Annotated in this window: 25 protein-coding genes and 1 pseudogene; 16 read left to right on the top strand and 10 right to left on the bottom strand. The window is 68.6% G+C overall.

Translation table 11 applies throughout. The annotated features are described in order from the left end of the window. Positions 1-101: 101 nt before the first annotated feature. The 6 genes from Vau01_RS49075 to Vau01_RS49100 all read left to right on the top strand — a co-directional run bounded on the left by Vau01_RS49075 (position 102) and on the right by Vau01_RS49100 (position 5,246). Complete coding sequence (locus Vau01_RS49075; RefSeq protein WP_204007899.1) at positions 102-557, top strand: hypothetical protein; 456 nt, start codon at positions 102-104, stop codon at positions 555-557. Then, positions 554-2,023 carry a multicopper oxidase family protein gene (locus Vau01_RS49080; protein ID WP_204007901.1) on the top strand — a complete coding sequence of 490 codons (1,470 nt, stop codon included), beginning with the start codon at positions 554-556 and terminating at the stop codon, positions 2,021-2,023. The genes Vau01_RS49075 and Vau01_RS49080 overlap by 4 nt, the downstream gene beginning before the upstream one ends. Before the next feature lie 28 nt (positions 2,024-2,051). Continuing rightward, positions 2,052-2,747 (top strand): hypothetical protein, encoded by a 696-nt coding sequence (locus Vau01_RS49085; RefSeq protein WP_204007903.1) that lies wholly within the window; start codon positions 2,052-2,054, stop codon positions 2,745-2,747. Between the two features lie 45 nt (positions 2,748-2,792). Then, complete coding sequence (locus Vau01_RS49090) at positions 2,793-3,170, top strand: hypothetical protein (protein ID WP_204007904.1); 378 nt, start codon at positions 2,793-2,795, stop codon at positions 3,168-3,170. A gap of 2 nt (positions 3,171-3,172) precedes the next feature. Then, positions 3,173-3,784: a hypothetical protein gene (locus Vau01_RS49095; RefSeq protein ID WP_204007906.1), complete on the top strand. Its 612-nt coding sequence runs from the start codon at positions 3,173-3,175 to the stop codon at positions 3,782-3,784. A 499-nt stretch (positions 3,785-4,283) separates the two neighbouring features. Next, entirely contained in the window at positions 4,284-5,246 is a 963-nt protein-coding gene (locus Vau01_RS49100) for a hypothetical protein (protein WP_204007908.1), read from the top strand. A gap of 270 nt (positions 5,247-5,516) precedes the next feature. Here the strand turns inward: Vau01_RS49100 and Vau01_RS49105 are convergent, their stop codons facing one another. The 5 genes from Vau01_RS49105 to Vau01_RS49125 all read right to left on the bottom strand — a co-directional run bounded on the left by Vau01_RS49105 (position 5,517) and on the right by Vau01_RS49125 (position 7,709). Then, positions 5,517-6,095 (bottom strand): DUF3885 domain-containing protein, encoded by a 579-nt coding sequence (locus tag Vau01_RS49105; RefSeq protein WP_239152534.1) that lies wholly within the window; start codon positions 6,093-6,095, stop codon positions 5,517-5,519. 105 nt (positions 6,096-6,200) lie between these two features. Then, a complete protein-coding gene (locus Vau01_RS49110; RefSeq protein ID WP_204007912.1) occupies positions 6,201-6,863 on the bottom strand; it encodes a hypothetical protein in 663 nt (220 codons plus the stop codon). Between the two features lie 156 nt (positions 6,864-7,019). Then, the gene (locus Vau01_RS49115) at positions 7,020-7,268 is read right to left on the bottom strand and encodes a DUF6221 family protein (RefSeq protein ID WP_204007914.1); all 249 of its coding nucleotides are present in this window, start codon (positions 7,266-7,268) and stop codon (positions 7,020-7,022) included. A gap of 124 nt (positions 7,269-7,392) precedes the next feature. Then, positions 7,393-7,563: a hypothetical protein gene (locus Vau01_RS49120; protein ID WP_204007915.1), complete on the bottom strand. Its 171-nt coding sequence runs from the start codon at positions 7,561-7,563 to the stop codon at positions 7,393-7,395. Next, the gene (locus Vau01_RS49125) at positions 7,560-7,709 is read right to left on the bottom strand and encodes a hypothetical protein (protein ID WP_204007917.1); all 150 of its coding nucleotides are present in this window, start codon (positions 7,707-7,709) and stop codon (positions 7,560-7,562) included. The genes Vau01_RS49120 and Vau01_RS49125 overlap by 4 nt, the downstream gene beginning before the upstream one ends. A gap of 49 nt (positions 7,710-7,758) precedes the next feature. On the opposite strand from Vau01_RS49125, the pseudogene Vau01_RS49130 reads away from it, so the two are divergent. Then, positions 7,759-7,917: pseudogene (locus Vau01_RS49130) on the top strand (VOC family protein); the annotation flags it as partial. Here Vau01_RS49130 and Vau01_RS49135 read toward each other — a convergent pair. Next, positions 7,878-9,095 carry a trypsin-like serine peptidase gene (locus tag Vau01_RS49135; RefSeq protein WP_204007921.1) on the bottom strand — a complete coding sequence of 406 codons (1,218 nt, stop codon included), beginning with the start codon at positions 9,093-9,095 and terminating at the stop codon, positions 7,878-7,880. The pseudogene Vau01_RS49130 and the gene Vau01_RS49135 sit on opposite strands and share 40 nt — an antisense overlap. A 400-nt stretch (positions 9,096-9,495) precedes the next feature. Here Vau01_RS49135 and Vau01_RS49140 point away from each other — a divergent pair, with 400 nt between their 5' ends. Continuing rightward, positions 9,496-9,894 carry a hypothetical protein gene (locus tag Vau01_RS49140; RefSeq protein ID WP_204007922.1) on the top strand — a complete coding sequence of 133 codons (399 nt, stop codon included), beginning with the start codon at positions 9,496-9,498 and terminating at the stop codon, positions 9,892-9,894. 31 nt (positions 9,895-9,925) lie between these two features. On the opposite strand, the gene Vau01_RS49145 is transcribed toward Vau01_RS49140, so the two are convergent. Beyond that, positions 9,926-10,870 carry a hypothetical protein gene (locus tag Vau01_RS49145; RefSeq protein WP_204007924.1) on the bottom strand — a complete coding sequence of 315 codons (945 nt, stop codon included), beginning with the start codon at positions 10,868-10,870 and terminating at the stop codon, positions 9,926-9,928. A gap of 202 nt (positions 10,871-11,072) precedes the next feature. Between Vau01_RS49145 and Vau01_RS49150 the strand changes: the two genes are divergently transcribed. Further along, complete coding sequence (locus tag Vau01_RS49150; RefSeq protein WP_204007926.1) at positions 11,073-11,897, top strand: HEAT repeat domain-containing protein; 825 nt, start codon at positions 11,073-11,075, stop codon at positions 11,895-11,897. 112 nt (positions 11,898-12,009) lie between these two features. On the opposite strand, the gene Vau01_RS49155 is transcribed toward Vau01_RS49150, so the two are convergent. Beyond that, positions 12,010-12,831: a LysR family transcriptional regulator gene (locus Vau01_RS49155; protein ID WP_204007928.1), complete on the bottom strand. Its 822-nt coding sequence runs from the start codon at positions 12,829-12,831 to the stop codon at positions 12,010-12,012. Positions 12,832-12,924: 93 nt separating this feature from the next. Here Vau01_RS49155 and Vau01_RS49160 point away from each other — a divergent pair, with 93 nt between their 5' ends. Next, positions 12,925-14,106 carry an MFS transporter gene (locus tag Vau01_RS49160; RefSeq protein WP_204007930.1) on the top strand — a complete coding sequence of 394 codons (1,182 nt, stop codon included), beginning with the start codon at positions 12,925-12,927 and terminating at the stop codon, positions 14,104-14,106. A gap of 541 nt (positions 14,107-14,647) precedes the next feature. Continuing rightward, entirely contained in the window at positions 14,648-16,069 is a 1,422-nt protein-coding gene (locus Vau01_RS49165) for a hypothetical protein (protein ID WP_204007932.1), read from the top strand. 467 nt (positions 16,070-16,536) lie between these two features. Here the strand turns inward: Vau01_RS49165 and Vau01_RS49170 are convergent, their stop codons facing one another. Beyond that, positions 16,537-17,073 (bottom strand): hypothetical protein, encoded by a 537-nt coding sequence (locus Vau01_RS49170; RefSeq protein ID WP_204007934.1) that lies wholly within the window; start codon positions 17,071-17,073, stop codon positions 16,537-16,539. A 262-nt stretch (positions 17,074-17,335) separates the two neighbouring features. Between Vau01_RS49170 and Vau01_RS49175 the strand changes: the two genes are divergently transcribed. The 5 genes from Vau01_RS49175 (at position 17,336) to Vau01_RS64005 (ending at position 20,474) form a co-directional block, all read left to right on the top strand. Then, positions 17,336-17,632 carry a hypothetical protein gene (locus Vau01_RS49175; RefSeq protein WP_204007936.1) on the top strand — a complete coding sequence of 99 codons (297 nt, stop codon included), beginning with the start codon at positions 17,336-17,338 and terminating at the stop codon, positions 17,630-17,632. Between the two features lie 523 nt (positions 17,633-18,155). Then, positions 18,156-18,530: a GntR family transcriptional regulator gene (locus tag Vau01_RS49180; protein ID WP_189140698.1), complete on the top strand. Its 375-nt coding sequence runs from the start codon at positions 18,156-18,158 to the stop codon at positions 18,528-18,530. Beyond that, positions 18,527-19,447, top strand: coding sequence for an ABC transporter ATP-binding protein (locus tag Vau01_RS49185; RefSeq protein WP_204007938.1), 921 nt, complete (start codon positions 18,527-18,529; stop codon positions 19,445-19,447). The genes Vau01_RS49180 and Vau01_RS49185 overlap by 4 nt, the downstream gene beginning before the upstream one ends. Next, positions 19,444-20,139, top strand: coding sequence for an ABC transporter permease (locus tag Vau01_RS64000; protein WP_239152536.1), 696 nt, complete (start codon positions 19,444-19,446; stop codon positions 20,137-20,139). The genes Vau01_RS49185 and Vau01_RS64000 overlap by 4 nt, the downstream gene beginning before the upstream one ends. Before the next feature lie 80 nt (positions 20,140-20,219). Further along, positions 20,220-20,474: a response regulator transcription factor gene (locus Vau01_RS64005; RefSeq protein WP_275424038.1), complete on the top strand. Its 255-nt coding sequence runs from the start codon at positions 20,220-20,222 to the stop codon at positions 20,472-20,474. A gap of 12 nt (positions 20,475-20,486) precedes the next feature. Here the strand turns inward: Vau01_RS64005 and Vau01_RS49195 are convergent, their stop codons facing one another. Then, a complete protein-coding gene (locus tag Vau01_RS49195) occupies positions 20,487-20,831 on the bottom strand; it encodes a hypothetical protein (protein WP_204007942.1) in 345 nt (114 codons plus the stop codon). Positions 20,832-20,951: the final 120 nt, after the last annotated feature.

The raw sequence follows: 20,951 nt of genomic DNA on the forward strand, positions 1-20,951 counted from the left end.
GGTTGCGGTAATCCGCACCCGGGCGGGTGGTCTGCCTGGTGTCGGACGGGCGACGTCCGCTTCTAGCGTCGTGGCGCCGGCCCAACGCAAGGAGCGACCACATGACCACCGAGACCCTTACCGGTAGATCCATCGCGCCGCCGGATCGCGGTCCCCGCGCCTCGTTGCAGGTGCTGCGGGTCGTCGCGGTACTGCACTCGCTGGCCTTCCTCGGCCAGCCGGTGTTCGCCGGCGGGTACCTCATGGGCGACGTCGACTCGCTCACCCTGCACGACCTCAACGCCTTCGTGATCACCGGCCTGGACGTGGTGCAGCTGGTCGCCGCGATCGTCTACTTCTGGGGTGGACGCGGGCGGGCGTGGCCGATCTGGGCCAGCCTCGCCGTCGCCCTGGCCGTCGAGGTCCAGGTCGGCACGGGATTCGAGCGCCTGCTCGTGGTCCACCTGCCACTCGGCGTCTCGCTGACGGTCACCCAGATCCTGATCACCGTGTGGCTGTTCCGCGCGGCCGCCGCGCACCCCCGTCGACGCAAATCCCGCGCGGACGGTGACCGGTGAAGCGGCGCGACGCCCTCGGCGTGCTCGGCGGCTCCGCGCTCGGCGCGGCCAGCCTCGGCGGCCTGGCCCTGTCGTTCCCGCGCGGGCAGACCGGGGAGCTGGTCCACAGCCGGGTCCGGCCGCCCCGGCCGTTCCGGGTGCCGTTGCCGATCCCGGCGGTCGCCCGGCCCGTCCGCACCGACGCCACCACCGACTTCTTCGAGATCGTCCAGCGCGAGACGGACCAGGAGATCCTGCCGGGGGTACGCACGCCCGTCCTCACCTACGACGGGACCTTCCCCGGCCCCACACTCGTCACCCGCAGTGGACGCCGAGCGGTGGTGACGCACCGCAACGACCTGCCGGTGCCGGTCGCCGTGCACCTGCACGGCGGCCATACGCCCGCGGACAGCGACGGCTACCCGACCGATCTCGTCGAGCCCGGCGGCCGCCGCGACTACACCTACCCGATGCGGCAACGCGCCGCGACGCTCTGGTACCACGACCACCGGATGGACTTCACCGGTCCGCAGGTGTACCGCGGGCTCGCCGGGTTCCACCTCGTCACCGACGACGAGCAGGACGCGCTCGGCCTACCGTCCGGCGAGCGGGACATCCCGCTGATGATCACTGACCGTTCCTTCGACGAGGACGGCTCGTTCTCCTACCCCGCGAACCATCACGGCGCCGGCGTCAACGACGCGCACATGGAGGGCGTCCTCGGCGACGTCGTCCTGCTCAACGGCGCGCCCTGGCCGGTGCTGGAGGTCGCGGCCACGCGCTACCGGCTGCGGCTGCTCAACGCGTCCAGCGCGCGCCGGTACCGGCTCGGCCTGGATCCGGCGCGCACGCCGCTGGTCCAGATCGCATCGGACGGCGGCCTGCTGGAACGGCCGATCGAGCACTCCACCGTGCTCCTCACGCCCGGCGAACGGTGCGAGGTGGTCGTCGACTTCGGCGCGGTGGGCCCCGGTGCGGAGCTGACGCTGCGCAACAGCCTGGGAAGCGGACGAACCGCCGACGTGATGCGGTTCCGGGTCACCGGCCGCGCGAGCGACGACAGCCGGATCCCGCAACGGCTGAGCCGGATCGAGCCGCTGTCGGCGGACCGGGCGGTGCGGACCCGCACCTGGGCCTTCCGCCGGGCGGCCACCGGCGAGCACCCCGGCTGGCTGCTCGACGGACGGCCCTTCGACCCAGAACGCATCGACGCCGACGTGCGTCTCGGCGAGATCGAGGTCTGGCGGTTCACCTCGGACCTGTACCACCCCGTGCACGTGCACCTCGACCCGTTCCAGGTGCTGTCCCGGCGCAACCAGGGTGCCGGGCCGCACGACAAGGGCTGGAAGGACACCGTGGACCTGGCACCGAACGAGTCGGTCGACGTGGCCGTGCGGTTCGCCGACTACCCGGGCCGGTACCTGCTCCACTGCCACAACCTCGAGCACGAGGACATGGCCATGATGGCCGCCTTCCGAACCAGCTGACCCCTTTCACGAAGGGTGGTATTCGACCATGTCAACAACCGACCATATCGAAACTTCTGCGCCTCCGCGCGACTTCCGCCCGGCCGGCATCGCGGGCTGGGCCGGCACGGCGATGCTGTTCGCCGGCGTGATCCTCATGTCGAGCACCGGCGCGCCCGAGCCCCAGTTCGACGGATCGTCCGCGGAGATCCAGCGGTACCTGGAGACCCAGTCCCCCACGGCCGTGGCCGTGGGCGGCTTCCTGTTCGCCTTCGGTCTGTGCGCGCTGTTGTGGTTCGTCAGCGGCCTGTCCGCCGCGTTGCGCCGGCCCGGCGTGGGCCCCGCATGGCTCCCGACGGTCGTGCTGGCGTCGGGCGTTGCCGCTGTCGCGCCCCTGCTCGCCGGTGCGCCGCAGGCCGCCGCGTTCCGCGGCAGCGACGGGCTGGATGCGCGGGTCGCCCAGCTCGCATTCGACCTCGGCAGCATGACGTTCGCCAACATGTGGGTGGCCCTCGGCAGCCTCAGCCTTGCCAGCGGGTGGGCCATCCTCGCCGGCCGGGGACTGCCCTCCTCGCCCGGGCAGCCCGGCTGGCCCGCCTGGCTCGGGTGGTGGGCGCTGGTCGTCGGTGCCGGGTTACTGGTGGTCCGCGTGGCGTTTCCGACGTACCTGTGGGTCATTCCGTATCTGCCGTTCTGGGTCTGGGTCCTCGTCGTCTCCACCCGGATGCTGCGTACCCGGCCGTGATCGTCTGCGCCGTCCCCAACCACTGTCGAACCAAGGAGAAACGCCATGACGAGCTCATCCCAGACGGCTGTCCGACCCGTGCACCTGCCGGCCGCTCCGGCTGTGATCTTCGCTCTCCTCGGGCTGCTTGACATCGGATTCCTCGGTGTTGTGGGCTCCTCGATCGCCCCACCGCTCGCCATCAGCATCGTCTTCGCGCTGCTCGGACTTGTCACCCTGGTGGCTCTCGGCCTTGCGCGGCGCGGCAGTCGACCGGCCCTCGTCACCGCGGTGACGGCCCGGGTCATCTCCGCCGTCCTCGCTTGCGGCGCGTTCATCGCCGGCGCGCCGGTGTGGATCACAGCCGCCGAAGGATCCTTGATCGTCGCGACGATCGTCGCATTGGTCCTGCTGCGCCGGCGGCGGCCGCCGCAGGCACACTGACCATGGGTCGCATCCGCTTCATCCTGATCGGCGCCGTCGTCGGGGTTGCCTGGGCGGCCAGCCTGCGCGGCTTCATGCAGGAACTGGCCGGCCCCGACTCGAGGTTCACCTTCACCGGCACCTTCGGAATCCTCATCCCGACCGGCACCACCGTCGGCGCCCTCCTCGGCTGGGCCGAGTATCAACGACGGGTCGGCCACCAGTACCGATTGCTCATCCTGGCTCCGCTGCTGATCGGTATGGTTCCAGACCTCGCCACCGCCACCCCGGACCCCGCCCCGATCGGCCTCGCCCTGCTCGCCATGGCCGGCGGCTATGCCGTCTCCGGCCGTGGCCCCCTCTGGACGCGGATGGTGGCCGGTACCATCAACCTCGCTGGTGTAGCCGTCACCTTCTTGGCTCCCAAGCCCTCCCCGGATCTCGGCGTCGCCACGCCGCACGGTCTCTGGTTCGCCACCCTGGGGGCGTCCCTCGGCGTGGTCCTCGCTCTCGCCTGCTCCATCCCGATGCGCCGCCCCGAGGCCGTCCGCCACCACGCTGGTCGAACGTCGACCGGGAATGTTGGAAGGGTGTGTCCGGGCAGCGCAGACCCGCGAAGATCCGTGGTGCGCTGAACCGTCGGCGGTTCGACGCTCCACCATGATCGGCACGGTAGCCCACGCAATCGTGATGGCTTATCGAATCAGACCCGGGCCGAGTGATCTTGGTGTCCGGATCTGCCGCGAGCCGAGCGCTACGCAGCGTAGCGGTGTCTGGGTGGAATCGGCCTCCGCCCGTGCCGATGAGTGGCATGTGGTCATGGCTTGCCGCATGCCCGGAACGTCGACTTCGGCCTTCAGACCCAGCCGGTGCCGTCGGCCGTGGGCGAGCATGCGCTACGGCACGGCGCCGCACCACTGCGGCCACCGCCCGGTCGCCGACGTGATCGTGCCACCCGGTCACAGATCACGCCGGTTCGCAAGGTCTGCGCAAGGTTGGCAAGCAGGGTGACCCGCGAAGGTCGACTCGGCTGAACAAACCGGGCCGGCCCACCATGCGGGCCCTCAGACACGAGGAGGACTCGTGCTTTACGCCTATCTTGAGAGCTTCCGCTGCCACGAGGAAACCGATGAGGTGGGGGCGGACGAACCGTACGTCATCGTGACGGCGGTCGACCTGACCTCGACCGTTTCGGTGAGCGGTATCCCGGTTCCGATTCCGACCTCGCGGGTGTTCCGCTACGGCGCCTTCGGCGACGTCGACGGGGCGGAGACCCATCAGGTGCCCTTCCAGTCATTCTGGGGACTGAACGGCGAGGAACGAAGCCTGCGCCCCGACGACGCGATCTTCATCGTCGGCCTGATGGAGAACGACGACGGCAACCCCGAGAACCTCCGCGGCATCGTCGCGGCGACGGTGGCCGGAACCTTGAGTACGACCCTGAGCGCCGACCGGGGCACCAAGGTCAACCGGCTCCTTCAGGACATCAACTCCGCGCTGAGCACGGTCACCGGTGCGCCGAACTTCGACGACCGGGTGGGCGCACCGCAGGAGTTGCGGTTCGAGCAGGGCGACGTCGCACTGGCCGAGACGGGCAACACCGCCCGCAAGTCCCTGCAGTTCCGGGGCGACGGGGGCCACTACACGCTCACGTTCGCCGCACGCGACCGCGGACAAGCCGCATGGCGGTTCTGCCACCGTTGCCGGACCATGTTCTTCGACGGCTTCCCCACCAAAGGAGTGTGTCCGGCGGGTGGCGGCCACGCCGCTGCCGGCTTCGTCTTCTTCCTCCCGCACGAGCACGCGGGCCCGTTCGGTGGCCAGCCGGACTGGCGGTTCTGCGACCGGTGCTTCGCGATGTTCTGGTCCGGTGACCCGAACAACCAGGGCCGCTGCCCCGCCGGCGGGAACCACACCAAACAGGGTTTCATGTTCTTCCTGCCGCACGACCACAACGGTCCCGGCCAGGACCAGTGGCGGTTCTGCGACAAGTGCCGGGTGATGTTCTGGAACGGCGAGGCGAACAAGGGCCGATGCATCGCAGGCGGTGGCCACAACGCCCAGGGCTTCAACTTCAAGTTGGACTTCACTCCGTAGCGTCCCGACCCGAATGGCCAGCGTGTCCGGCAGCCGCGCCGGACACGCTGGTCGGACCGTGAGGTGACCCGGCGGGAGCGGGTCAGGGCGATCGCGACGGCCGCGAGGCAGACGACACCCGGCACCATGGCGATCACGCCGTCCGGCCAGGACGACACCTCTACCGTTCACCGCCTCCACCCCGTTCGTCGGCACACCGCAGCCGCAACCGATCGTCACACTCGGTAGCCGCGCTGTGGTATCTGGGGTGTGGTCTGGGATTCTGGCCGACTAGAGCCCGGTTGGATGTGCGGAGAGCCATTCGGAGTGCCGGCGGCGGAGCGAGTCGCGTTCGGCGGTGGTCGGCAGGATGACGTCCATGCCGCCGTCGTACGGGTGGTAGAGCCACTGCAGGTCCACATCGGTGATCAGGACGTTGGCGATGATGTCGTCGGCGACGTGGCGTAGCAGCGGGTCAAGGCCTGCGGCCACCCATGGCGTTTCGCTGACATAGAAGTGAATCCAGCTCGTCGAGTCCGGCTCGTCGTCGATGCAGGCGCTGGTCCAGTACGTCGCGCCCGGCTGCACGGCCGTCGCCTCGGCCGACCTGCCCTGCCTTGGTGGCGTCGGCTGGTCGGAGTAGGCGGGCGTGACGACCAGGACGGCGGGGGCGGTGACCAGCTCGGTCAGCACCGTGTGGTGCCGGCCGAGGATGATATTGTACTCGGCTTCGGTTTCCGGATAGCGTTTGGAGCCGGGCAGGGTGTGGAACCGGACCCAGCGATCCGTGAGTCCTCGAAGTAGATAGGGCACCTTGGAGCAGCCGGGCCACCGCTGCTCCCAGAGCTGCGACAGCCGGGCAATGTCCACCACGACGTCAATGGTCGGGCACCGAACCCCTCGCCGCATTCGACATTGCGCACCCTTCCGCCGCTCGACGCCCGTAGCCCGGAGTGATCCTTGGTGGAACGTCGTTCAGTACGCCGGGCCGAGTAGGCGCGTTGCGTGTATCAGTGCCCGGAACGGCTGGGTGTCGGGTGCTTGGACCTGTGCGATGTCGGGTCCGTCGGGCGCGACGCCTGGCCAGTGCTCGATCAGCCAGTTCTGTTCAACCTGGTACAGCCGGTCAAATCGCGACCGCAGGGCGGTGATCAGCAGCGGTTTCCGTTCACCGAGTGGGTTGTCCAGATGGCGAACCAGGTAGCTGACCGTCACCATCGCCTCGAAAGCCTTGACACCAGGCATCAGGCGGTCGGGTTGGCCGGTCGGAACCGGCCGATCGAGTTGGCGGCGTAGCCGGTCAAGCACCTGCGGCCAGGCGCGATCGTCGCCGACCGCGGCCAGCCCTATGACGGCGTAGTCGGCTACCGCCGCTGGCACACCGGTCAGATGTGCCGCCAGCATGTCGGAGGCGCCGACACCTTGACGTTTGGCTAGCGCCAGCAGCGCCGCGCAGCGCAGGTCCACCGACCGCTGCCGGACGGCCAGCAGGGACCGCAGGGCCGCAACACTCCTTTCGCCCTGGGCGTCGCCCAACGCCGCGACGACCATGACCTTGTCGAAGCCACGCAGCGACCCCAACATCGCAACCAGCCGGGCCTCGCCGGCGGAGCCCTCCACGACCGCGTCCTTGATCACAGTCTCCAGCGATCGAACAGCCACGCAACACACCTTGACCGATCACGGGCCGTCCGCCAGCAGAATCCGCCGATCGAGCGGTTCTCTGAGTTCGGCTTCCAGCTGTCGTGACCGGCACGGCGTCGACCTCGGGTGTGTCGTCCGGGCGGGCGATGGCTACAGCGCCCACCCCGGGTTGTAGCCGAGCCGGCCGGCGTAGGCCGAGGCCAGCGCGCGCAGCGTGTCGCACGGCGTCTCTACCGGGGCCCGGTCGTGGTCGTCGAGGGTCATCGCGCCGCAGGAGGTGCACCAGCCGAGCCCGTCATCGCGGTGCATCTCCAGGATCGCGCGGTGCGCGGCGGTGATGGTGCCGGGTTCCTGGTCGCCGTCGAGCTGGGCGCGTAGCCAGGTGACCAGGTCGGTCACGATGCCTCCTACATGGTCGGGCCGCGACCGACGTTACGTGCGGCGCGCTGCGCGTCGGTGAGCGGGTCCCAACGCGTGCCGATGGCGAGCCGGCTGCGGTTGGGCGACACGGAAGCGCACGCGCCTACCCTTGACGAACTGAGGTCGGCACCGGCTTTTCAGCCTGCCCGGCCAGGCAGGTGCCAGCGGTGAACACCGACCGCCGTACGTCGGACGCCACTGCGGCATAGGCGTACGGCGCTCGGTCGGTCAGTTTCGGCGCCTGGATCAGCTCGATGGAGTCGGGTGCAGTCATCGGCGCATCGTGCAAACGCTCTCGACAACGACGAGCGCATTTACGCCGCTCACGATCTTGGCGTCCGGATCTGGCCGCCGATCGGGCACGGGCTGACGCATGACGTAGTCGACTGCGCCGGATGTCCAGGCGTGGTCGATCGTCATGTCATACGCTTGCGCGGTCGCAGCAAGATCGAGACCTCGTGGTGGATGCATCATCGCCCTCGGTGCCACACTGCTCGCCGACCGGCGCGGCCGAGGGCAGGGATGGATCGTGCTCGCCGACCCGGAAGGTAACGAGTTCTGCATGAACACGAGCCCCGCCGAGCGGCATCAGCCGTTGTTGTCGATCAGGCTGGCGATCTCGTTGTAGATGAGGTGGGCCTTGGCGCCCTGGTTCGACGGGCAGGCGCCGAGGTGGTGCAGGGCGACCACGCGGTGGGCGCTGCTCAGCACCGGTGAGCCGGAGTTGCCGCCCGAGGTGTCGCAGCTGTAGCTGATGTTCCACGTGTTGTAGTTCGCGTTGCTCACCGCGCAGGTTGGGCCGTTCTGCGTGTTCTCGAATATCGACAGTCGCTTCGGGCCACCGTCGCCGTGGCCCGGGACGTAGATGCGCGTGCCGGTGGTTGTGGCGCTCGTCGCCAGGTACAGCGTGCCGAAACTCTGGATGTTGGCGAAGTTGTTCACCGAGTACAGGGTGTAGTCCAGCTGGTTCGAGCCGCCGCTGCTCACCTTGTACAGGGTGGCGCCGCTGACCTTGGTGCCGGCTCCCGGGTTCCCGCCGCCGCATGTGGCGCACTGGTAGTTGAACTGCATCTCACTGCCGCTGACGGCGGCCTGCGTTGAGAAGCAGTGCTTGTTCGTCAGCATTCGGTTGGTGTTGCCGACCCGCCAGGTGGTGCACAGCCCGCCGCCGCTGATCAGCAGCCGCGCCACGGCCCGGCCGCGGGCGTACTCGGTGGGGTGGCTGTTCTGGTAGCAGACCACGTCGCGGCGGGCGTCGGTGCTGCAGACGGACATGATGGAGAAGTTGTACCGGGTGATCTCCGCCTGGTCGTAGCCCCGCCAGAAGCGGTCGACGGTGACGGCGTTCGCGCGCTTGCTGTGTACGGTCACCACCGCCGTGTCGCCCTCCACCGACATCGCCCAGAAGCCCGGCTGCCCGTCGATCGTGTAGTCGGCACCGGTGTCCCGGTTCAGGTCGCGGTCGTACCGGTAGCTTTCCCGGCCGTCAGGGCTGGACACGGTGACGTATTCGCCGCGGTCCAGCCGGAGGGCACTGACATGGACCTTGATGTAGGTCGCGCCGGGGTGCGAGACGATCTGTGTGCGGCTGGCGGCAACATTGGACAGCGCGGCGCCGATGGTGCGAAGCTCGCCGACCGTAGTGACGCCCTCCGCCGAGAACTGGTCCAATTCGGGTGCGCGCACGGAGTTCGGCGTGAGCGGCTGCACCTCGGCGTGGGCGGCCGACGTCGGCAGCACGCCCAACCCGAGCACGCAGGCACTGCCTGCGACTGCCGCGGTCCGCAGCCAGTGCAGATGTCTCATCGTTCCTCCCCAGGAATCAGCACCTGTAGATGCTTTCCGTCTTCATACAGGAGGTCACCACGGCATACAACGGTGTCGATGCGGCTGACATGCGCCCCACGGGATATCAATTTGCTCATACCGACGTCGCGTGGGACGTGGGCCGCCGGCGCGGCTGGGAGTACGCGCTGGCAGCGACTCGTCCGGAGCGTCACCAGAAGTCGGGAGCACCGCAGGTTGGCGTCACCTCAACACGGACGAAGTCCATGAACACATGGTCGCCGACCACACAGCCGTTCACCACCATCGAAAGGCCCCATCGTCAGGCAGGCGGACGCGGGACGTCCGTGATCGCAACCTCGTATTGCTAGCGTCGCGCCGATGCGGACCTGGATCCGTGGGCCAATGTGAGGGGTTGCACGTGGACGAACGCACCGATCCGGTAGAAATCTTCGCGCGAGTAGGGGAAGCGGACGGCCAAGAGCGGGCCTTCGGCGTTTGGGTGCACAAAGCGACGAAGGCCGGCTGGGCAGTCGCGGTGCTGTCGACCTCGTTCGACCAACCCGGGACTGAGTGCGGCGCTGTTGAGATAGAGGGACTGTCTTACCGCATTCATCACAGCCGGCGGGTTCGCCAGGAGGTTGGGATCGTAGCGCCCGGCCGGCACCTGATCGCCGCGGCTGTCGACCATGCCGCCGGAGACGACGACGGGATCACCTGGACATGGGACTTCACCCACGCCGCGTGGGCAGAACCCATCCTCACCGACCAGGACGACTGGCCCCACGCACGCCAAGAGCAAAGAGGTCACGTGAGCTGATCCGCCGCCGTGCGATCGTTGGCGCGCGTGTTCAGCGAGGCAGGTGCGCCACGTCTGCCACTCGTTGCCGCCAGGCCTCACGGATGGCGTCCAGTTCGGCTCGGTGCCGCCGTTCCCAGCCGTCGAGGTGGGCCGCCACCACTCTCATCGCGGCCAGGTACGCCGGGAACCGGCACTGCGTGTCCGCCGCGAACGCCGCCTCCAGAGCAGCAAGACCCCTCGCCCAGGCCGCACTCTGAGGCCGACCGTCGATCGGCGCCTCGCCGCGCGGCAGCCTGGGCCGGAACAGGAAGTCGCTGCGGTCCTGCACATCCTCGCCTACCCGCGCACGCATGCACGGCCGGTATGACTCCCACGCAGTCTGCGTCCGCCGATCACCACCGACCGCCTCGCCCAGCTCCATATCGAGGGAGTTGGCGAGTTCGTACGCGCCGGGAGGCGGATCGATGTCGCCGTAGGCGCGATGCTGGAACTGCGCCGTGCACCGGTTCAACGTGTCCACGCCATCGGGCGCGACGCCAGCGCCTGCCGGGTTCGCGAGCCCGGCCCGCTCCATGCGCGTGTAGGCGATCTCGTTGAGGACCAGCCGCCGACCCATCTCGGTCACCGAGTCGATGATGGACGCCCGCCCGGTGCCGTAGCCGAGATCGGCGTCGGTGAACTCGTCGTAGCGACTCACGAACGGCCGCTTCCGGTATGGCCTACCCGCCGCGGCCATGCAGGCGGCAATACCGCCCTCGACCCGGTGGTAGTTCAGCCGTTCCGACGCCCGCAGTTCCTCCACACCCCCGGTGATCGCCACCGTCAATGCATCCAACCGTGCGGCGACCTTCTCCACCTCCTGATTACCGAACGCAGGCCTCGACCCGCTTTCCGCGGCCGGTACCCGGCCGCTGGACGACCCCAACACGATGATCACGGCGGCCCACGCCGCCGCGGACAGAGCCCGTCGCCACATGCCGGGTTCAACGAACACCCATCGCTGACGGTGCCGGGCCAAGGCTCGGCGGCCCGGGAAGACCGTCGATCACGACGAGATCGTGGACCGCTGAAGAGTCGTGGCTCAGTCCATGATCCTGTGCGCTGATGCGCCGCCGAGCGGCGCTGGTCCGTTCGTTGCTCCCGTGACTGTTCGTACGCCCGGCTCTGCTCGGCCGTCGAGGACGCCGCGTCTGGGCGTGCCGGATTCGGCCTCGGCTGACCTCGTCGCTGCGCCGTGGATCGGCGTAGTTAATGAGGAACTCCGGTCGGCGACGACGGCGCTGGTCGCGCTGCAGGCTCGTCCCACCCGTGAGGTGCTGGACCGGGCGTGTGACCTGTGCCGGTCGGCCAACGCCGACGAGCGCCGGCTCGGCGTTCTGGTGCTTGCCGAGCTGCACGACCTCGCCGACGTGGCCGCGGCCGGGCCGGCGTTCGTCGAGGAGTCGATGGAGGTGCTGCTCGCACTCGCCGCGACGGAGCCGAACACTGACGTTCTCGCCGAGGTGGCCCGGGCGTTCGGCTACCGACACGATCCGCGGGCCGTCGAGCCCTTGCTCGCCTGGCGGGGCCACCCGGACGATTCGGTGCGGTTCTACGTCGCATGCTCTCTACCGTGTTGCCGTGCCCGGGACAACGAGCAGCGGGTGGTCGATGCGCTGATCGAGCTGTCCGACGACGAGGACGGTGCGGTCCGCGACTATGCCCTTTTCGGACTGCGCGAACTGGAGGTCGACAGCGCGCAGGTCCGCGACGCCATGCTGCGACGCGTTCGGGACCCCGACGTCAGCGTGGCCGGCGAGGCACTCGTCGGCCTGGCCCGGCTCGGCGATGAACGTGCGATCGCACCGCTGATCGACTATCTCCAGAACCCGGACCCGCACGGCGCTGTTGCCTACGGCCTGGACGCGGCCACAGCCCTCGCCGACCCACGGCTGCTGCCCACGCTACGCGCGCTGGAACAACGCCTCGGTGATCGGCCCGACCTCCGTCAGGCGATTGCGGGCAGCACCGACGGCCGGTAGATCGAACCCACCCGACCGGCGCCGACGCCATCATGCGCCGGTCGGTTGCACCGCGTCGGCGGTCCACACCGATGTCCACCGGTGCAGGTCACGGTGATCGGCACCGATGCAGTCAGATCATGCGTCGTAGCACGGTTTCCACAACATCGACCAGGGGATCGCCTTCGGTTCGCGGGTGCCGCGCGAGACCGAGATGGACGTCCGGCAGCGTGGGCAGGGCGGCCGCGTCGTGGCAGGCCATGACCGGTTCGACGTTCGCGGGCATGAGTGCCGCGATGCCGAGGCCGGCCCGTATCGCGGCGAGGACACTGACCAGGCTGTTGCCTTCGAACGCCACCCGAAAGCGCCGATCGGAACGTTCCAGCGTTTCCAGCACTGAGGTGCGCCAGACGCACGGGTTGGAGAACAGCACCACCGGCAGCGGATCGGCAGCAATGTCCACCCCTTGGCCGATCGCCCAGACCAGCGGGCGGCGGACCGTCCAGCGCGGCGGCCCGGGAACGTCTGTCACCTCGTCGAGCACGAGGTGGAGGCGGCCCGCGTCGTACGCCTCCCGCATCGCGGTTCTGGAAACGCTCAGCACCTCCAGGGTCGTGCCGGGATGCAGCTGGGCGAGGTCTGCGAGGGCCTGCGGAAGGTGGGACGCGGCGAGGTCTTCGAGCAGGCCGACGCCGCAATGACCGCCGAGCGAGCGTCCGGTCTGGATGAGCGCCTGCGTGGACAGCGAGATGATGCGTTCGGCGTATGGCAGAAGTTCCTCGCCGGCCCGGGTCGGCGAGACGCCGGCCTGGGAACGGTTCAGCAGCGGACGACCGACGACGCTCTCGAGCTTGCGGATCTGCTGGCTGAGCGCGGGCTGGGTCTGCCCGAGGGCGGTTGCGGCGCGGCTGATGCTGCCCGCCCGCACAGCGGTGACGAACGACCGCAGCAGCATGATCTCAAGATCCCTGGCCATAAGGAACCATTATGGCAGGTCCAAGCAGATTAGCAGTTTCTATAGCGTGACAGATCATCTAACGTCCGGCGGGTGACCAAATACCGGCAGGTGCTCGCCGTGCCGGGGATGGCGTCGCTGCTGGGTGTGTCACTGATCGCGCGTACCGCGATCACGGCCGACGTGATGGCCCTGACGTTGTATGTCGTGCTGGACCTGGAGCTGAGCTACGCGGCGGCAGGTGGTGTCGCGGCGTCCCTGACGGCCGGGGTGGCGCTCGGCGGGCCGCTGCTCGGCCGCATGATCGACCGGCGGGGGCCGCGTGCCGTGGTGCTGGTCACTGTCGTGATGCAGGTCGTGTTCTGGCTGAGCGTGCCGTTCCTGTCGTACGGGATCGTGCTGGCGGCCGCCTTCCCGGCGGGTCTGCTGATGGTGCCGGCCCAGTCGGTGACCCGGCAGGCGATCGCCGCGATGACGACGACCGGACAGCGTCGGGCCGCGTTCGCCCTCGAATCCGTACAGGGCGAGTTGTCGTACGTCGTGGGCCCGGCAGTGGTGATCCTGTGTGCGGCGACGATGTCCCCTGATGTCGTGGCATGGGGTGTCGGTGCCGCGATCGTGGGCGGCGGAGCCGGGATCGCCTTGTTGAACCCGCCGGTGCGTGCGGAAGACGAGCCGGCGGCTCTCGCGGGCGGACGTCCTCCGCGTCGGGAGTGGTTGGGCACCGGCATGGTTGCCGTCCTGTCTATGGCGTTCGGTACCACGATGCTGCTCAGCGGTATCGATCTCGCCATCGTTGCCACGCTTGAGGAAGCGGGTCAGGTGTCGTGGGCCGCAGGAGTGGTCGCCGTGTCCGGTCTGGCGTCCGTCGCCGGGGGCTTGATCTATGGCGCGTCATCCCGGGCCCTTCCCACGTGGCTGCCGCTCGGCGTGCTCGGGCTCGTGACGATTCCCATCGGGTTCGCCCACGACTGGCTCTGGTTGTGCGGAGCCGTTGTCGGCGCCGGGCTTCTCACCGCCCCGACCCTGTCCGCGGTGGCCGACGCGGTGAGCCGGCTGGCGCCGGCCAGCGTGCGGGGTGAGGCGACAGGTTTGCAGTCCTCGGCGCAGAGCGCGGGTTTCGCGCTCGGATCCCCGATCGTCGGGGCCGCGATCGACCTGTCCTCGCCGGCGGGCGGCTTCGCGGTGGCCGGGCTGGCCGGCCTCGCTGCCGCGTTGGCCGGATGGGTCCTGTCGCACCTTCAACGTCGAGCGACCAAGCCAGACGCCACCTGACCAAGATCAGGTGCACCACTCGGCCGCTCCCCTGCGCGCTCATGCGACCATCCCGCCGCCGGCCGACATCGCGATGCCCGCTCAGCAACTACCAACAGATGGCATCACACCGACGTCGGAAGCCTTGTGTTGTAACGGATAGACGTATACTTGCGGCGGCATCCGAGTGATGAACGGTCTTCCCGTCGCCCGCGTTGCGGTTCCACAACGCCATCTCCAACGCCTCCAACGGCAGATCGGTGCGCAGATGGTTACCGGTCTGCCAGCCGATGACACGCCTGGAATAGCGTCCATGACGAACGCGGTGTAGACGAACCCTTCCCACCTGGGCACGTAGGTGTAGGGGTCGGACCGCAGCGCCTTGCCGGCCGTCCGGCGTGGTGGTTTTCTGCGGCCGACGGCGACTACGGGCGGGGTGGTCGGCCGTTGAGGTCCGCCCGCGAACTAGCGATCCGTACTCAGTCTAGGCCAGATCCGATCGGGGATCACTCGGTTGAACAGCCGTCGTGGGCTGCGGCTTCGCTGCCTAGGCTGGCTCATCGTGACCGATCACTACTGGATCGCACCTGCCCTCGCCGCAAACCCCTCCACCCCGGAGGACCTGGTGCTCTGCCTGGCCGGAACCCACGAAGAGCAGACTCAACTGGCCTTGATCAAGGCACGGCGCTACCTGCCGATGTCGCTGCCGCTCGCCACCGTGCTGTCGGACAGCCCACACCCGAAGGTCCGATGTGAGCTGGCGATCTGCACGTACCTTCCGGACGAGGTCATCACCAAGCTCGCCGCCGATTCGGACCGACGGGTGCGTCTACACGTGGTGATTCGGCCGGAAGAGGTAGTCGTCCCGTTGCACCGTCCGAGGTTGGCCCGCTACGCGCCGGACGAGGCATACGCCATCCTGGCCCGAGACGAGGACAGGTTCATTCAGCGTGAGCTCCTGGACAGCCGGGACGTTCCCGTAGAGATCAAACGCGAACTTGCTCAGCACGCTCATCTTCGCGATAGGGTGCTGCTGCAGTATGGGCAGGAAGCCGACGCCCTGGCGGCGTACGAACGCATGGTGGCTGACGGCGATTTCACGGTTCGTCGTGTGGCGCTGACGAACGACCGGTTCCGGCCCCCGGCGCGGCTGATTCCTCACCTGCTCGGCGACGACGACAACCGCCTTGAAGCCATCAGGCGAATACCGCTCAGCGTCGAACTGGCGCGGTCTCTGGTGGCCGACGCGGATCCTCGGGTGCGTCAGGCGGTAGCGGTGAACCCAGACCTGTCGCGGGATCTGCTTGACGTCCTTGCTGCCGACCCTGATCTCGATGTCCGATGGGCGCTGATCCACCGCCCCCATATCCCGATGGAGGTACTCGACGCCATCGAGCACGAACTTGATCCACGCACACGGACATACCCGGTGGAGTGGCTGTGGGAGCAGCGGCACAATCGCGCGCTGGTCGCTGAGTACGCCCGGTCACGCCACGTCGTCTATCGCCGAACCGTGGCCCGCATGCCGGACCTCGCGGCCGAGCTCGTCGAGCATCTGGCCACCGATGAGGACTACGCGGTGCGGTTGATGCTCGCCGAGCGCAGCGGCGACCTCGTGCCCGTCGATGTGCTCGTCGAGATGCTCCTGACGTGGGACGGCTACAGCGTGTACGAACTGGCGCGGAATCCACGGATCCCGGACGCCGTCGTCGACCAGCTGAGCCGGTCGGAGCAGGTCCGTCATCGCTGGCTTGCGCACTACTCAGGACGCCTGACCGAAGAACAGCGGACCAGACTCGCCCACGACCCGGACACAAAACTCGCCGCGGCGGCCAACCCACTCCCACCGCCGACGCTTGACCAGCTACGCCAGCAGCTCAACGACCCGTCGTCCGACGTCCGGGCCGCCGCCGCCAGCCACCCTGACCTGTCGTCAGAGCTCATCCATGAACTCTTGCGACGGGCGCGGATACCACCCGACTGAGCGTCCAGTCCAGGCCCGATGCCGATGTGGCTTGGGCGCGTCAGCCCTCGGGCCCATCGCCTGCTGGCCGGGCGGGTGGAGCAGCCTGGCAGGGACGGCACGTTGCCGGCAGGCACGTGCCACCGAGCTGCAGCACGGTCGGTGATCCAAGGCGGCCGGATCACGGTTCGGCTCGCCGGCCCGTGTCGTTCGTAGAGGAGCCAGTCGCTATGAACCCGCAACGATGCCGGCCGGCTCCTCGACCTTGAACCCTATGGAAGCCATGCTCGAACAGGTGCCGCTCCGCACCGTGAACAGCGACGCGGGGCGTGCCGCCGTCCCGGGACGCTTCGACTGTGCACGCGAACGGCACCGCTCGTCACGCCCTACCCGCAGTTCATGAATGACGGGTGGGAGATTTGGACCTTCCGGCGGCCCGGACACGCCCAAAGCTCCCACCCGTGATGGTGGCGAGGACCGTCCCGTAGCTATCGGGCGGACGGCGGGTTCGGCCAACCCGACCCGGGCGGCGGCGACGTCGGCGCATACGGACCGGTCTGGCTGGTCGGTGCCGGCCAGCCAAGTTGGGCCGGGACGGTCGGGACCGCCGCACCGGCCGTGTCGGGGTGCGTGGCGTGCGGCGGCAGCGCAGATCCCGGCGACGCACCGAACCCCGGCGACGTCGCGGCCGGGTCCGCCGGCCTGGCCGCGGCCGCCACGGCCAGGAAACTCATCAGCAGACCGACGGCAGCGACGACGTTCAGCACGATCGATGCCACGAAAAACATCAGCCCGATCGACGTCGTCGAATCAGACGACTCCCACATGTCGGCGGCCAGGTACGGCGAGACGGTCATCCAGACCACCCCCAGCACCACGTTGAGGACCGTCACGCCAAGGCTGACCACGGCGAGCACCACGCTGCGGCGGGGCAGCCGTGAGCCGCGGGTCAGGACCACGATCGCGCCGACGACGACGGCGATCAGGACCGGCAGCTCAATGGCGACGTTGGCGAGCGCGAGCACCGCCACACCCTATGACGCCTGGCGCTCAACTCGCACTGGAATCTGTGCTGACCCGCGCCGCACCGGCGCTTCGCGCCGATGCACCTCCCCTGCGCTCCGCCGAAGACCCGCAGTTCGTCGAGCCGGGTGGCCTACCGTCGTCGGAAACCGTGATCGACGCCGTCGCCGCCGTGCCGGGTGATCTGACGGTCGCCGGTAGCATCCCGGCAGGCAACCGCGTCGGCACCGAATGTGCCAGCGGCAATGCCGGGACTCAGCACGGGTGTGGATCCGCTCCGGGTCGGCGGTCACGGTGAAGCACTACGCCAAGCGGTACGGCGTCGACAGGTACACGGCCTACGACGACCTGACCGCGGTCGGGTTCGCGTTGACCGACTCGGCGCAGCAGTGGGCGCATCGCCCATCAACAATCCCCCGCCGTACCGTCGAGCGCGCCACCCTCCCGGTCCACGACAAGTGGTGGATCGTGCTGGACGGTAGGCCGTTCTTCGTTGCGGGCTACACCTCCGGCGGCGCTCCCTACGGCACCTTCGCCGACGAGGTGCCACCAATACGATGATCCGCTTTGACGGCGCCTCGAAGACCAAACCTGGGATATCTGCCACGATCGGCGCGTCTTGATCTGCCAGATACGAATCGATCCACAGTGGACGGACGATCTACATGATTATCGACGGATCAGCAGGTTAGGGTTCGAGTCCCTTCGGGCGCTCAACATCAAGAGGCGATTGAGCTGCGGAAACGTAGATCAGCCGCCTCTCGTCGTCTGTCCACTGTGGACATGTTGTGATCCGGGAGTGATCGGCTGTTCGGGACGCGTCCAGGCCGGTTCGTGCTGGTCGGGGCGTGCCTGTGCCGTCTGGTCTTCGATCTTGGGCGATGCTCGAGGTCGTGGATCGGGTTCCACGGCGCGGAGGGCATCTGACTGGGTTGCGGAGTTCGGGACGGAGGTCCCGGGTGGCGAAGATGTTGCCGGCATCGGCGGCCGAGGTCGCGGGATGCCCGGGCGGCTTGACAGTCGCGGCGCAAGGTTGCATGGTTAGTTACACATGTAGCTAACCAGTTGGGCGGCTAAGCCAACGATGGACGACGACCGACCGATCTTCCTTCAGATCGCCGAGCTGATCGAGAACTCGATCATCGACGGGTCGCTGGTGGAGGAGGCCCAGGTCCCGTCCACCAACGAGCTTGCCGCCTTTCACCGGATCAACCCGGCCACCGCGGCCAAGGGCGTCAACCAGCTCGTGTCGGAGGGAACGCTCTACAAGCGACGCGGCATCGGCATGTTCGTCGCCGGTGGCGCCCGGGCCAGGCTGCGCGAGCGGCGACGGGAACGGTTCACCGAACAGTACGTGGAACCCCTGCTCGCCGAGGCGCGCAAGCTCGGCATCGGCCACGACGAGCTGATGAAGATGATCGATTCATTTGGTGCGGTTGTCGGGAGGGACCTGGGATGACGGCGGTGGTAACCGCACACGGGGTGACCAAGCGCTTTGGTGACGTCACGGCGCTCGACGACGTGAGCTTCGCGCTGGCCGAGCACACGATCTACGGCCTGCTCGGGCGTAACGGGGCGGGCAAGACCACGCTGATGCAGATCCTCACCGGGCAGGCGTTCGCGTCGTCGGGGAACGTGTCGGTCTTCGACGCGCCACCGGTGGAGAACCCGGCCGTCCTGTCGAAGGTCTGTTTCGTCCGGGAGAGCCAGCGCTACCCCCAGTTCTACGCCGTGCGCCACGTCTTTCGCACCGCACGCCGGCTGTTTGCGAACTGGGACGACACGTTCGCGCACGGCCTCGCCGCGGACTTCCAGCTGCCGGCCGGGCGGCTGGTCCGCAAGCTCTCTCGGGGCATGCTGTCTGCCCTCGGCGTGACCGTCGGCCTGGCCGCGCGGGCGCCGCTGACGTTCTTCGACGAGCCGTACCTCGGGCTCGACCCGGCCGCCCGGCAGCTCTTCTACGACCGGCTGCTGGCCGACTACGCCGAACATCCCCGCACCGTGGTGCTGTCCACCCACCTCATCGACGAGGTCAGCGATCTGATCGAGCGGGTGCTGCTCATCGACCGTGGCCGGCTGCTGCTCGATGAGGACGCCGACGACCTGCGCGGGCGGGCGGTGGCGGCCACCGGTCGGGCGGAGGCCGTGGACGGGTTCGCGGCCGGACGCACCGAGTTGCACCGCGAGCGGTTGAGCGGCCTGGTCCGGTCGACCATCGTCGGTGGGCTCGGACCGCACGCGAAGGCGCTCGCGCAGGCGCTGAACGTCGAGCTGGAGCCACTGTCGTTGCAGCAACTCGTGGTCCGCCTGACCGCACCGACGACGACAACGGCGCCGCCAACAACGGCGCCGGCGGACCGGGAGGCCGCCCGATGAAACGCATCCGTGAGGTGGCCCGTCTCCAGATACCGGCCTGGCCGCACATCCTGGGCTGGACGTGGAGCATGACGGCCGTCACATTCGGCATCAACCTGTTGAGCGTCATGGCGAACCACGACCCGGGCGACGGCGTGACGACCACCGGCGGCGTGGCCAGCGTGTACGGCATCGCGATCGGGATGGCCACCGTCTCGGTCACCCAGATCTTCCCGTACGCGCTGGGCATGAGCGTGACCCGCCGGGAGTTCTACCTGGCCTGGTCGCTGCTCGCGGTCGTCCAGTCGATGGCCTACGCGCTGGTGCTCTGCCTGCTGCGCGCCGTGGAACAGGCCACCGGCTACTGGGGGGTGGGGATGCGCTACTTCAGCCTGCCGTTCATGGACGACGCCAACCCGGTGCTGCTCCTGCTCGGGTACGCGGTACCCATGCTGGTCGTGATCCACCTCGGGATCCTGCTCGGCACGGTGCACCTGCGCTGGGGCACCACCGGCGTCCTCGCCAGCCTCACCCTGACGATCACAGCGCTCGGGTTGGCCGCCGCGTTGATCACGTGGACCCGGCAATGGAACGCGATCGGCCGCTGGTTGCTCGACCAGTCCCCCACGGCGCTGCTCGCCGGCTGGCCGGTCCTGGTGGCCGCCGCGTTCGCGGTCGGCGGGTACAGGCTAATCCGCCGTGCCACGGCGTAGGCGCGGCGGGCACTCGGCCGCTCCGGACCACCGGACAACGCGAACGCCAACTCCGCACCCCCGACCCGACCGCGGCGCTGATGGACTCCCAGACCCTGCGCGGTGCGGAGACCGTGCCGCCGGCGACGGCGCGCCGCCCACACGCCGCCCTGACCCGCCGTGAACGCGATGTGCTGGTCGAGATCGCGCGCGGGCGCTCGAACCGCGAGATCGCCCGCGTGTTGAACGTCTCGGTGAAGACCGTGAAGACCCACGTGAGCGCGATCTTCACCAAACTCGGCGTGGCCGACCGCACCCGGGCCGCCCTGCACGCCGTGCGGGCCGGCCTGGTCTGAGCCTCGGTCTGCTCAGCAGTACACGCGCATCCCCACGACCAGGTAGTTCCGGTCGAGACCCCGCTGCTCCCACGCCGGGACGTAGACCGACGTGCCGTTGTCGTAGTAGACCCTGAAGGGGTTGCCGTTGGCGACCGCGAGTTGGTAATAGTCGTGGATCCCGTTGTCGCCGCAGTGGTCCGCGTTCCACCAGGTCGACGCGACTCCCCGTAGCAGGATGCAGGCGCGCCCGCTGTCGCACTGGTTCTTGAAGTACTCGGGACGAGCAGGTGCGGCCTGCGCGGGGGCCGCGAACCATCCGATCGCGGAAGCGGTCAGCGTGGCACACACAAGAGCTTTCTTGAGACGGCCGAGCATTGTGAAGTACCTTCCTGTCGAGTGCCGACCGACGCTAGAGCCGACCGCTTTCACACGTATGCCACATTGCTTTCAGCGGGTGCACCTGCGGGCGATCCGCCCGGGTTTCCGACCGACCCG

Source organism: Virgisporangium aurantiacum (assembly GCF_016863635.1).
GTDB lineage: Bacteria > Actinomycetota > Actinomycetes > Mycobacteriales > Micromonosporaceae > Virgisporangium > Virgisporangium aurantiacum.

Excerpts from the sequence above, each read along its gene's own strand:
- Vau01_RS49090 (WP_204007904.1), top strand. The coding sequence starts at position 2,793 with ATGACGAGCTCATCCCAGACGGCTGTCCGACCCGTGCACCTGCCGGCC.
- Vau01_RS49185 (WP_204007938.1), top strand. The coding sequence starts at position 18,527 with ATGACGGCGGTGGTAACCGCACACGGGGTGACCAAGCGCTTTGGTGAC.
- Vau01_RS49135 (WP_204007921.1), bottom strand. The coding sequence starts at position 9,095 with ATGAGACATCTGCACTGGCTGCGGACCGCGGCAGTCGCAGGCAGTGCC.
- Vau01_RS49085 (WP_204007903.1), top strand. The coding sequence starts at position 2,052 with ATGTCAACAACCGACCATATCGAAACTTCTGCGCCTCCGCGCGACTTC.
- Vau01_RS49180 (WP_189140698.1), top strand. The coding sequence starts at position 18,156 with ATGGACGACGACCGACCGATCTTCCTTCAGATCGCCGAGCTGATCGAG.
- Vau01_RS49125 (WP_204007917.1), bottom strand. The coding sequence starts at position 7,709 with ATGACGATCGACCACGCCTGGACATCCGGCGCAGTCGACTACGTCATG.
- Vau01_RS64000 (WP_239152536.1), top strand. The coding sequence starts at position 19,444 with ATGAAACGCATCCGTGAGGTGGCCCGTCTCCAGATACCGGCCTGGCCG.
- Vau01_RS64005 (WP_275424038.1), top strand. The coding sequence starts at position 20,220 with ATGGACTCCCAGACCCTGCGCGGTGCGGAGACCGTGCCGCCGGCGACG.
- Vau01_RS49120 (WP_204007915.1), bottom strand. The coding sequence starts at position 7,563 with ATGACTGCACCCGACTCCATCGAGCTGATCCAGGCGCCGAAACTGACC.
- Vau01_RS49095 (WP_204007906.1), top strand. The coding sequence starts at position 3,173 with ATGGGTCGCATCCGCTTCATCCTGATCGGCGCCGTCGTCGGGGTTGCC.
- Vau01_RS49195 (WP_204007942.1), bottom strand. The coding sequence starts at position 20,831 with ATGCTCGGCCGTCTCAAGAAAGCTCTTGTGTGTGCCACGCTGACCGCT.
- Vau01_RS49155 (WP_204007928.1), bottom strand. The coding sequence starts at position 12,831 with ATGCTGCTGCGGTCGTTCGTCACCGCTGTGCGGGCGGGCAGCATCAGC.
- Vau01_RS49075 (WP_204007899.1), top strand. The coding sequence starts at position 102 with ATGACCACCGAGACCCTTACCGGTAGATCCATCGCGCCGCCGGATCGC.